The following is a 3,501-nucleotide window of genomic DNA, read 5'->3' as shown; positions in this document are numbered from 1 at the left end:
AAGCAGTTCGGTGGGGGCCAGGGGGAGAAGGATCGCGCGCAGTACGTGGCCGAGCTCCTCGAGCTCATCCGTCGGGAGGCCGCCGGAGCGACCGCGGTCATCCTCGCGGGGCCGGGGTTCCTGAAGGAGGAGCTCGCCAAGCGCCTCGCCGAAGCCGATCCGGCGTTGCGGGCCCGGCTGAAGATCTTCGCGACCTCCGAATCGGGTCGCGTCGGGGTCGATGAACTGCTTCGAAGCGGGCGCGCCGCGGAGGCGCTCGCGGGAACGGTCGCGGCGGAAGAGCTCGGGCTGGTGGAGGAGCTGGTCCGCGGTCTCGGCTCCGGCACCCGGGCGGCGGTCGGTCGGGAGGAGGTCGAGGAGGCGGTAGAGTTCGGAGCGGTCGGGACGCTCCTCGTCTCCGAATCCCTGCTCGCCGACCCTACGGCGATCCCGGTGCTCGAGATGGCGCGCAAGGCGCAGGCCCGCCTGTTCGTGGTCCGCGAGGACGGCGAAGCCGGTCGCCGCTTGAAATCGGTGGGGGGACTCGGAGCGATCCTGCGCTTCGACTGGACGAGCTCTCACCCCAAAGAGGGGCCTAAGCGATCGCCTGGACCGCCTCGCGCAGGTCCTCGAACCGGCGCTTGAGGTCCTTGAGCGCGTAGCGGAGAGCCTCGCGCGCCGTGAGAGAGCCATCGGTCTCGAACCGGAAGAAGAACCGGTCGGCGGCCCACACGAGCTTGATCGACCTGTGGGGGCACGCTTCCTCGAGCCCGGCCGCGAGCGCGCCCTTCGTCTCATCGAGGATCGTGATCTTGCCGTCGGAGAACGATACGATCCCGTCCGGCAGCGATTCCGCCGCGCGCTTGAGGCACGCATCCGAGCAGCCCGCCTTCTTCGAGACCTGGATCTCGACGGGCGAGCTCAGACCGACCGCGAGGGCGACTTGCCACTTCGCATGCTCCCGGGCCGTGCCCACGACCGCGGTCGCGTACGCGAGCAACGCCTGCTTCGCGCCGAGCCGCACGATCGGGATCTCGGGCTCGATGATCGCGAGCGTCGGGTCCCCGAGCGGGACGACGTCCCGCGCATACACGGTGCACGGACCCTTGCGATCGATCGAGTACATCACCTGGCAGGAGGGGCACCCCGCGCCGCTGCAGGTGCACTCGGAGCGCTTGCGGAACTGTCCGAGGTCGGTCGGGATCGGCAGGAGTCCGAGCCGCAGCGCGACCCCTTCGTCGAACATGCTCGTGGAGGAGTCGTAGTCCTTCCCGGTCGCCTCGTCGCGGATCGGGCCTAGATGGAACTCGACGTCCTCGATCGCGAGCTTCGGGACGTCCGCGACGAGGACGCGCCGGATCGCGTTGACCTGAGCCGAGGTCGTGCCCGAGAACTCGAGCATCGTCGAGCGGGGCTTGAGGGAACGGACCGCGACGTCCATCGAACTAGATCCGCCGCCCGCGGCGGCCTCCCTTCGGCTTCGTCCCGTCGTGCGGGACCGGGGTGACGTCCTCGATCCGATGGATCTTCACGCCCGCGCGGGCGAGCGCGCGGATCGCCGCCTGGGCTCCCGGACCCGGAGATCGGGCGCGGTTGCCTCCCGGGGCGCGGACCCGGATGTGGAGGGTGTCGTACCCCTTCTCGCGGATCGCCGCGGCGACCTGATCGGCCGCCTTCATCGCTGCATACGGGCTCGACTCGTCGCGAGCAGCCTTGACAACCATCCCGCCGGTGGCCTTGGCCAGGGTCTCCGCCCCGGTGATGTCGGTGACGGTGATGTGGATGTTGTTGTAGCTCGCGTAGATGTGCGCGATGCCCGTCTTCGCCATGGTGCTCTACGCGTTCCCCCCTTCGGCCGGAACCGGTGGGGCGTCCCGCGAGGCCTCGCGCGCGGCGGCCCGCTCCCGGAGCGCCACGCGGACCGGGTGATCGTCGCTCGCGATCGGGCTCGTGGGGCAGTAGGAGATCATCGTCTCCTCGCGCGCGCCGACGAGGTATCCGGGGCGCGTCACGCGATGCTCGCCGATCGAGATGTGCCCGTGGACGATGATCTGCCGCGCTCCCTTCGGGGTGGGCGCGAGGCCGCGGTGGTAGACGATCCACTCCAGGCGCCGCTGCAACAGATCCTCGGTCGTGAGCGCGAGCACGTCGTCGATCGTCGGAGTGCCCACGGGGAGCACGCCGAGCCGAGAGAGTCTTCCGAGGAGATCGGTCGTCTCCTTCTGCGCCTGCTCTTCCGCGGCGCGGAGGCGGGCCTGCAGCTCGCGCGCCTGGCGGCGGATCCGGCGCAGGATCGACTGGGCTTTCCACAGTTCGCGCTTGTTCTTCAGTCCGTACTTCGTGAGCAGCTTGCGCTCCTCGGCCATCCGGGTCGCCTCCCACGGATGCTTTGGAGTATCGTAGGTGCGGCGCAGGAATTTCGGATCGCCCATCGTCGCCTCACTCCTTCTTCGCCGGTGCGCCCTTCGCCGGTGCGCCCTTGGCCGGCGCGGGCTTGGCGGGCGCCGCTCCCTTGGCCGGAGCGGGAGCCCCACCCTTCGCCGGTGCGGCGGCCGGGGCTGCCGCGGGCGTGGCGGCCGGGGCGGCACCTCCGCCGCCACTCTCCTCCCTCGCCTTGCCCGCCGCGGCCTCGCGGGCGGTCTTCTTGATCACACCGGCGGCCATGCCCGTTCGTCCGTTGGAGCGGGTGCGCTGGCCCCGGACCTTCTGGCCCCGCTCGTGGCGAACGCCGCGGTACGACCGGATCATCTTCATCAGATTGATGTCGTCGCGTCGCCCGGTCTCGAGATCGGGCCCGATGTAGTGGAGCGTCTCCCCCTGGGCGTACTCCCGCGGATGGTTGATCATCCACGTCGGCACGTTCTGGGGAAGCTGGTTGAGCGTCGTCTCGATCCCGTCGACCGTCGCCTCGGGGAGGTTGCCGATCATCTCGTTGGGATCGACGTGGGAGAGGTGGCAGGCCGCTTCCGCGATCCGAATCCCTACACCGCGCACGCCCGTCAAGGCCAGCGCGGTGGATCGCCGTCCGTCGAGGTCCGCGCCTCCGAGCCGGACGATGTAGCGGAAGTTCGGGTTGTCCGGGATCGGCTTGCCGCCCTTCTTCTCCCCCGGAGCGGGAGCGGTCTTTCCCTTGCCCTTCCCCTTCGGAGCGTCCTTGCCGTCCTTGCCTTTCGCCGGCCGCTCCTTCCTTCCGCCCTTGTCGGCGGAATTGCTGGAAGCGTCGGCGACCGGGGCGGCCGCTTCCTCCTTGGGGTTCTTAGGCACGGAGTTCCCTCTCTTGCTGAGCTAGCGGAGGAAGCGAGATCCCGACCGCGCCGGGACCCGTTCCCTACCGAGAGCGGCGGCGGAAATAGCCTCTCCTTTTAAGCGCTTCGGAGAGGAGGGCTTTGGGAAGCTGCTCGATTGCCCGGCCCCACCGGACCGATTATTGTTTCAGTCGCGCGCTTTTTGTTTCACGGCCGTTCTTCCTCGAGAACTCCCTGTTTCCGTTGAGCGACAACCGATCCCGACTGACATTCTGTT

The 3,501-nt window shown here is 69.2% G+C and carries 5 protein-coding genes; 1 reads left to right on the top strand and 4 read right to left on the bottom strand.

Translation table 11 applies throughout. The annotated features are described in order from the left end of the window. Positions 1-624: hypothetical protein (locus tag VMV28_01055; GenBank protein HUZ79202.1), on the top strand; the 624-nt coding region annotated here is incomplete at its 5' end. Here the strand turns inward: VMV28_01055 and VMV28_01050 are convergent. From VMV28_01050 to VMV28_01035, 4 genes are read right to left on the bottom strand one after another with little or no spacing between them, the layout of a single operon-like run. Continuing rightward, positions 575-1,420, bottom strand: coding sequence for a DNA-directed RNA polymerase subunit D (locus tag VMV28_01050; protein HUZ79201.1), 846 nt, complete (start codon positions 1,418-1,420; stop codon positions 575-577). The two genes, VMV28_01055 and VMV28_01050, sit on opposite strands and share 50 nt — an antisense overlap. Positions 1,421-1,424: 4 nt before the next feature. Further along, positions 1,425-1,808 carry a 30S ribosomal protein S11 gene (locus tag VMV28_01045; GenBank protein ID HUZ79200.1) on the bottom strand — a complete coding sequence of 128 codons (384 nt, stop codon included), beginning with the start codon at positions 1,806-1,808 and terminating at the stop codon, positions 1,425-1,427. 6 nt (positions 1,809-1,814) lie between these two features. After that, complete coding sequence (locus VMV28_01040) at positions 1,815-2,411, bottom strand: 30S ribosomal protein S4 (protein HUZ79199.1); 597 nt, start codon at positions 2,409-2,411, stop codon at positions 1,815-1,817. A 7-nt stretch (positions 2,412-2,418) separates the two neighbouring features. Next, positions 2,419-3,243, bottom strand: coding sequence for a 30S ribosomal protein S13 (locus VMV28_01035; protein ID HUZ79198.1), 825 nt, complete (start codon positions 3,241-3,243; stop codon positions 2,419-2,421). Between the last annotated feature and the right edge of the window lie 258 nt (positions 3,244-3,501).

This window comes from Thermoplasmata archaeon (genome assembly GCA_035532555.1).
GTDB lineage: Archaea > Thermoplasmatota > Thermoplasmata > Lutacidiplasmatales > UBA184 > Lutacidiplasma.
The sequence above is the reverse complement of the archived record's forward strand: the minus strand, read 5'-3'. Positions and strand labels throughout refer to the sequence as shown.